Source organism: Aeromonas sp. 1HA1, from assembly GCF_029237385.1.
GTDB classification, from domain to species: Bacteria; Pseudomonadota; Gammaproteobacteria; order Enterobacterales; family Aeromonadaceae; genus Aeromonas; species Aeromonas popoffii.
Genome location: NZ_JAACGC010000114.1, coordinates 1 through 7,213, shown reverse-complemented (window position 1 = coordinate 7,213; position 7,213 = coordinate 1). Strand labels below are relative to the sequence as shown.

Annotated in this window: 6 protein-coding genes; 4 read left to right on the top strand and 2 right to left on the bottom strand. The window is 58.5% G+C overall.

What is annotated here, in order from left to right; translation table 11 throughout:
- Positions 1-692: 692 nt before the first annotated feature.
- On the top strand, positions 693-1,595 hold the full coding sequence (locus GWQ22_RS20400; protein WP_275931474.1) for a sulfite exporter TauE/SafE family protein: 903 nt from the start codon (positions 693-695) through the stop codon (positions 1,593-1,595).
- Here GWQ22_RS20400 and GWQ22_RS20395 read toward each other — a convergent pair.
- Together GWQ22_RS20395 and hemL are read right to left on the bottom strand one after the other, a co-directional pair.
- On the bottom strand, positions 1,510-2,325 hold the full coding sequence (locus GWQ22_RS20395) for a hypothetical protein (RefSeq protein ID WP_275931473.1): 816 nt from the start codon (positions 2,323-2,325) through the stop codon (positions 1,510-1,512). The two genes, GWQ22_RS20400 and GWQ22_RS20395, sit on opposite strands and share 86 nt — an antisense overlap.
- A gap of 217 nt (positions 2,326-2,542) precedes the next feature.
- A complete protein-coding gene (hemL, locus tag GWQ22_RS20390) occupies positions 2,543-3,829 on the bottom strand; it encodes a glutamate-1-semialdehyde 2,1-aminomutase (protein WP_275931472.1) in 1,287 nt (428 codons plus the stop codon).
- A gap of 244 nt (positions 3,830-4,073) precedes the next feature.
- Here hemL and clcA point away from each other — a divergent pair, with 244 nt between their 5' ends.
- The 3 genes from clcA to erpA all read left to right on the top strand — a co-directional run bounded on the left by clcA (position 4,074) and on the right by erpA (position 6,686).
- Complete coding sequence (gene clcA / locus GWQ22_RS20385) at positions 4,074-5,462, top strand: H(+)/Cl(-) exchange transporter ClcA (RefSeq protein WP_275931471.1); 1,389 nt, start codon at positions 4,074-4,076, stop codon at positions 5,460-5,462.
- Between the two features lie 87 nt (positions 5,463-5,549).
- A complete protein-coding gene (locus GWQ22_RS20380; protein ID WP_042038513.1) occupies positions 5,550-6,245 on the top strand; it encodes a DUF6776 family protein in 696 nt (231 codons plus the stop codon).
- A gap of 90 nt (positions 6,246-6,335) precedes the next feature.
- Complete coding sequence (erpA, locus tag GWQ22_RS20375) at positions 6,336-6,686, top strand: iron-sulfur cluster insertion protein ErpA (RefSeq protein WP_042038514.1); 351 nt, start codon at positions 6,336-6,338, stop codon at positions 6,684-6,686.
- The last annotated feature ends 527 nt before the right edge of the window (positions 6,687-7,213 follow it).

The following is a 7,213-nucleotide window of genomic DNA, read 5'->3' as shown; positions in this document are numbered from 1 at the left end:
AGGACTCTGAGGGTAGAATTGGTCATGGCGTATCACCTCTGTTAATTGAGATTCTTCGCGGGAATCAATCAGCAGGATACGCCACCTTCTCTATCTCCCCCATACACCAGAAATCACCATAACTCGTGTATGGAGTCAGGCGGCGTTCCTGTCTGACGCGTCCTCTGCCTGTACTCTGTCCTTGAACTTCATGTTGTTCACTGCCGACGTCAGCAGCGTTGCGAGTCTCCCGGCTCAGCGCGATCCCGACCAGAAACTCCTCCAGCGACAGCTTTCCCGGCGACCATGCCCTGTTACTGATGATCTTCGCCGGCTTCGCCCTGCGCTGTCTGCCACGCTTGCCTGCTGATGGGATTGCCGGATGCGCTCAGCCGCTGGCTCGCTCCCCGTGGCTGCACGAGACAGAGTGCAGACAACGGATCGGTCAGCAATAAAAAAAAGAAGGTCGGTGTATGCCGGCCTTCTTTTTGGCTACTTCCCATCGGGGACTGTGGTCGTCGCGAAATGACCATGATTACCACCGATGGCCCCAGGCCAGTTGGCCCTCATAGATAAGTATTAGCAGAGTCGTTCGGGCTCGCCTGTCAGGAGTTTCGTCAGGTAATCGTTTGCAGGGGGTGAATGGTTGATCCCGACCAAGATTTTTTATTTTGACTGCCTTAGAATCGCCGCCCGTTGCTGGAGAGATCGGTATGTTAATTAATCTTTTACGCCTGATATTCATCATCTGCGCCCTGTCTTTCATCTTCATGCTGGTTCAGGCCTGGTGGCAAAAACGGCGGCAGGGATCGCTGGAGCCCACCCCGTTCTGGCCCGTGGCTGCCATCGGGTTTGCCGCCAATTTTCTCGATACCTTGGGAGTCGGCAGCTTTGCGGTAAAGACAGCCTGTTACAAACAGTTCAAGCTGATTGATGATCGCCTGTTGCCAGGCACCCTCAATGGTCAGTGTGTGTTGCCGACCGTGACCCAGTCACTCATCTTTATCGGTGTGGTCAAGGTGGATCCGTTCACTCTTATCAGCATGATGATTGCCGCAGCAGCCGGCGCGGCCTGGGGGGCCCGCCATGTGGCCTCGTTTGATCGACAGACTATCCGGCTGGTGATGGCCATCTCCCTGCTGGTTGTCGCCGGGTTGATCTTGGCCGGTCTGCTGGGCCTTTTACCCGTTGGCGGAGATGCGATGGGGCTCGGTGGCTACAAGCTGGCGATCGCGCTGCTTGGCAATTTCATCTTCGGCGTTTTGATGAATGTCGGCATCGGCCTGTTTGCCCCCTGCATGACGCTGGTCTATCTGCTGGGGATGAATCCGCTGGCGGCATTCCCCATCATGATGGGCTCCACCGCCGTGCTCAGCGTCTTCTCCGCAGGCACTTTTATCCGCAAAGGGGCGTTCGATGCCAAGGCAGTGCTGGCGGTAGCCATCTTCGGCCCCATCGGTGTGGTGCTGGCCGCCATGCTGGTCAAATCCATGGATATGGAGATGCTGAAGTGGCTGGTTGCCTTTATCGTCATCTATACCTCCTGGACCATGTACGCCTCCTGGCGGGCGGCGCGTCGCTCCCCTGTGCAACTGGCGGTGGAGAGCGCAGGCTAGCCTGTACCAGTGCCGCCTCGGCCTTGGCCCCCAGATAGACATAGAGGCCGAGCGCCAGTAGCAAACCCACCACACACCCCATTACCCCGACCGCAGGCCAGAGCAGCTCGCTCTGGCCAAGCGATCCTTTAAATAGCAGTAACAGCCCTTCGATGGAGACCGCGATCAGAATGGCGGCGATAAAGCGGGTGATAGTGCGGCGAATGGCGCTGTGGCGGAAGATATCCTTATGCAGCAGTACCTCCTCTTCCAGAATGGTCTTGCCCAGATCGAACACCGCCAATGCCAGCGTCAGGAAGATGATGGCGCTAAAGGCGCCGAGCTGGTTCTGCTGCTCGCCGCACAACAATTGGTAGAGCTGCTCCAGCCCGTGCCAGATCAGGGTAGCGACGATGAGAAACAGCGCCATGCTGAGTACCACATAGACCGCCTTGAACCAGGGCATGGCGCGGCGGCGCTCCCTGTCCCCCATCAACCAGCCAATTAACTGATTCAGACAGACGGTGATCTCCCGCCCTTGCCCCTGCACGATAAGATGTAGCCGGTTATGTGCCGCCGGTGCCGCAGGCTGGATGCACATCGACCCCTGATAGCGGTCAATGCTGACAACAAAGGGATACCGCTTGAGCGAGGCAAGGGGGGCGCTGAGCAGCCCCTGAAGTAGCGGGGTCAGCTCCTCCTGATACTCCTGATAGCGCCGCAGCACATCGATGGGGCTCATCTCTGCCATATGGACCTCGGTGACGTGGGCTCTTGTAGCGGATGTGCAAATAGTGGGCCTGCTTTATGACAGGGATGGCGGGGCAAGTTGCACCAGAGGATGACAAATCGGCGGATGATGAGGGGGGAATGCACCAGAAATGGGCGTATCGAAGACCTGTGTGGTGATGAAGGCACTGTAATAGAAAAGGGCCCATGACGGGCCCTTTGCGGCAACCTGCGGCGATTTAGCCAGCCAGCTTGGCGAAGCTGCGCTCGGCGGCAGCCAGGGTGTGTTCAATCTCCTTGTCGCCGTGAGCCAGTGACAGGAAGCCCGCCTCGTAGGCGCTCGGCGCCAGATAGACACCCTCTTCCAGCATGAGATGGTAGAAGCGCTTGAAGCGTTCCATATCGCAGCGAGTGACCTGCTCGTAGCGGGTGATTTCGGGCTCGTCGGTGAAGAAGAAGCCGAACATGCCGCCCACATAGTTGATGGCGAGCGGGATACCGTGTTTGGCGGCGGCCGCTTTCAACCCTTCTGCAACCCGCGCAGTCTTGGCGCTCAGCTGCTCATAGAGGCCCGGCTCCAGCAGCAGATCCAGCATGGTCAGACCGGCCGCCATGGCCACCGGGTTGCCGGAGAGGGTGCCCGCCTGATAGACCGGGCCGGTCGGGGCTATGTGTTGCATTACCTTCTTCTTGCCGCCGAAGGCGCCCACCGGCATGCCGGCACCGATGATCTTGCCGAGGGTGGTGAGATCCGGCTCGATGTTGTAGTGACCCTGAGCGCCGCGCAGGGAGACGCGGAAACCGGTCATCACCTCGTCCAGGATCAGCAGGGCGCCGAACTCGTCACAGATGGCGCGCAGCCCTTCCAGGAAGCCGGGCACCGGCGGGATGCAGTTCATGTTGCCAGCGACCGGCTCGACGATGATGCAAGCGATCTCGCTGCCGTACTGGGTGAAGGCTTCGCGTGCCGAATCCAGATCGTTGAACACGCAGGTGAGAGTGTGTTTGGCGAAATCGGCCGGTACGCCCGGGCTGTTGGGTTGACCCAGGGTCAGGGCGCCGGAACCTGCTTTGACCAGCAGGGAGTCGGCGTGGCCGTGGTAGCAGCCTTCGAATTTGACGATCTTGTCGCGGCCGGTGTAGCCACGGGCCAGACGGATGGCGCTCATGGTGGCTTCGGTGCCGGAGTTGACCATCCGTACCTGCTCCATGGAGGGGACGATCTGGCGGACTTTCTCGGCCATCAACACTTCGATTTCGGTCGGCGCTCCGTAGCTCAGCCCCTTCTCAACGGCCTTGATGACGGCGGCCTTGATGGCAGGGTGGTTGTGACCGAGCAGCATGGGGCCCCAGGAGCCGATGTAATCCACGTAGGCCTGACCATCCACATCATAGAGATAGGCGCCGTCGGCATGATCGATGAAGCGGGGCGTGCCGCCGACCCCATTGAAGGCGCGGACCGGTGAGTTGACGCCACCCGGAATGGTCTGGCGGGCCTGTTCAAACAGCTGATCTGATTTTGACATGGATCATCCTTAATGGGATTTTGGGCGTCACACAAGGGATTGCAGCCGATTGAGACTCGGCAGGCCGGGGCATCAGGAGTATGCTTTGCGCTCTCGCCACCCGGACTCTCGGTCTGCTCCCGTGACAAAAATTTAACGGGCCGACTATAGCAGAAAGCCCCAGCCCTGGGCAGCCGAGCAATGCGCCGGGTGATCCTGATCTCAGCTAGCTGACGATGTGGTTTTTCCAAGTTGGTGTAACAAGATGGCGCAACAAGCTCTCTCCTCTGAACCCGATACCGCTTCGCGGGGACCACTTGCCCGCATTATCCGGCAAGACAAGATGCCCTTGCTGGTTCTGCTGCTGGCTGCGCTGGTCGGCACCCTGGCCGGGCTGGTGTGCGGCCTGTTTGAATTGGGTGTCCATTGGCTGGCAGAGCAACGCATCGCCTTGCTGGCCGACCGTCCCTGGTGGCAACTCGGCCTGCTCGGCTTTGGCTTCAGCGCCTTGTTGGGATTTGTCGGCTACTTCCTTACTCATACCTTTGCCCCGGAAGCGGGGGGCTCCGGTATTCCCGAAATCGAGGGGGCGATGGACGATCTGCGCCCGGTGCGGTGGTGGCGGGTGTTGCCGGTCAAGTTCTTCGGTGGCATCTGCACCCTGAGCTCCGGCATGGTGCTGGGGAGGGAGGGGCCCTCGGTGCAGATTGGCGGCAACCTCGGCAAGATGGTGGCGGATATCTTCCGGCTGCCCAAAGAGCATGGCCACGCCCTGCTGGCGGCCGGTGCTGCGGGCGGTCTGGCAGCTGCCTTCAATGCGCCGCTGGCGGGCATCCTGTTTGTGATGGAGGAGATGCGGCCGCAGTTTCGCTACTCCTTTCTGGCCATCAAGGCGGTGGGGATCTCCGCCATCATGGCGACCCTGATGCTGCAGAACATGAAAGGGCAGGAGGCGGTGATCACCTTGCCCCACTACGATGCACCAGCCCTCAAGGCACTCTGGCTGTTCCTCTTTATGGGGGCTACTTTCGGGGTGCTGGGGTTTGTCTTCAACAAGCTGGTGCTGGCCTGTCAGGATGGCTATCTGGCGCTGCATCAGAACAAGCGCCACCGTTTCGTGGCCATCGGTATGCTGGTCGCCGGTACCTTTGGGGTGTTGTCGTTGTTTGCCCCCTCGGTGACGGGCGGCGGCACCGAGCTTATTCCCCATCTGATGGGGGATGAGTATGCGATGGCGACCCTGTTCCTCATCTTCTCGGTGCGGCTGGTCGCGACCCTCATCTGCTTCTGCTCCGGCGCCCCGGGCGGGGTGTTTGCGCCGACCCTGGCGCTGGGCACCCTGTTTGGCGTGGTGTTCGGCCATCTGTTTCATGCGGCGTTTCCCGAACTGGGTATCGAGCCCGGCGCCTTTGCCATCGCCGGGATGGGTGCGCTGTTTGCCGCCACCGTGCGTGCCCCCATCACCGGCATCGTGCTGGTCACCGAGATGACCGACAACTATCAGCTGATCCTGCCGATGATGATCACCACGGTTGGGGCGACCCTGGTTGCCCAGTGGCTGGGTGGCCGACCCATCTATTCCCAGATCCTGGAGCGAACTTTACGGCTCGCCGCGCGTCAAAAACGGGGAGACAGCGGCGCCATGGCCAGTTAACTCCTTGTATGTCAGCTCGGATCCGGTCGAGTTGCGTATAGTGAAGGGAGCATGGCCGCTGTATGGCGCAGTAACAAAAGAGGCCTTATGTCCCAGATATTGAAGTTGTTGGCTGTGCTGCTGATGGGCGCGCTGATCGGGTATTTCGTCGGCAATCGACAGGAACTGGCCCAGAGCAGCCTGTTGACGGTGCAGCAAGAAACCCTGGAGCGTCAGGGCAAGGCGATTGGTCAGCTCAAGAGTGACCTCGGCATCAAGGAGACACTGCTGGCCACCCAGAGAGCCGCGTTCGAGCAACTGCAGCAGACGCTCAAGGATCAGGAAGCCCAGGTGCAAGAACAGAAGCGCCAGCTGGCCTTTTTCGAACGCATCATGCGGCCCACAGGGGAGCAGGTGGGGGTCGTGATCGATAATCTCACCCTGCAGGAGACCAGTATTCCCGGTCGCTATCACTATCGCTTGGCATTGACCCAGCCAGCCAAGCAGCGCGAACTGTTTCGCGGTCAGGTACAGATAAAGGTAGAAGGGAGCCAGGGTGACAAGCCCAGAACCCTCGGCAGCCGTGAGCTAGGCATGAAAGTGGGCGAGGGACGTTACGCCTTGCGCTATTTTCAGCTGTTGGAAGGCAACTGGCAGTTGCCGGAAGGCTTTGTACCGGACCGGGTGCGTGTCACTATTGGCAAAGAGGGTAGGCAACCTGCCCAGGAGTTGCGGGCCGAATGGGGGGAGGTGATCAAACCACTGGTGGTTGCTCCGCCTGCACCGGCACCTGCAGTGCAGTAAGAAGCTTGGTGAATACTTGAACTAAATGGTCGGGTATTGGATAATTTCGCGGTTTCCATGTTTGTGGATTTAACGGTTGTGAGGTCAGTAATGAGTGCAGTAGCAGAAGCCCCGTTGCCCATCCAGATGACGGATGCGGCAGCCAACAAGGTGAAGAACCTGATCACCGAAGAAGAAAATCCCGAGCTCAAGCTGCGGGTCTACATCACGGGCGGTGGCTGCTCCGGTTTCCAGTACGGTTTCACCTTTGATGAGAAGATCAATGAAGGGGACACAGTGGTTGAGAAGAGTGGGGTCACCATGGTGATTGATCCCATGAGCCTGCAATACCTGGTGGGCGGCAGCGTGGACTACATCGAAGGTCTGGAAGGCTCCCGCTTTACCGTGACCAACCCCAATGCCACCACAACCTGTGGCTGTGGTTCCAGTTTCTCCATCTGATGTGCCGTAACGACACGATAGATAAGGGCCCATCAGGGCCCTTATCTATTATCCCTCTCTTTATCCCTATCTGCCTTCCTATATAAAGCGTCGCATCCTTATAAAGGCATCAACGGAGTTTTTGGCATGTAAAAGGGGGATGGTGCCTCTTCTGAAGCACATAAATGGATGCATCTTGCACGATCTGGCTGTTGATTAAACACTTGAACGTATTCCTCAATAAAACACAGTGTTTTTACTTGCCAGAAAGATTCAGTCCCCTATAATGCGCCCCTACCAGCACGGCGGAACACGCCGGACTGATGAGCCAGCTTCCTTGTGAAGTGGGCGCCGAAAGAAAAGCGAAAACAACCGCTTGACTTTCGAAGTGAGGAGCGTAGTATGCTCCTCCTCAACGCGGCAAGCGTGACGCTCTTTAACAATTTGAATCAAGCAATCTGTGTGGGCACTCACAGCATCGAACATCAAACAATTTTGTTGATTTTCAATGTCTGGTGAAGTGACCAAGACGATTTCTTAGCAATAAG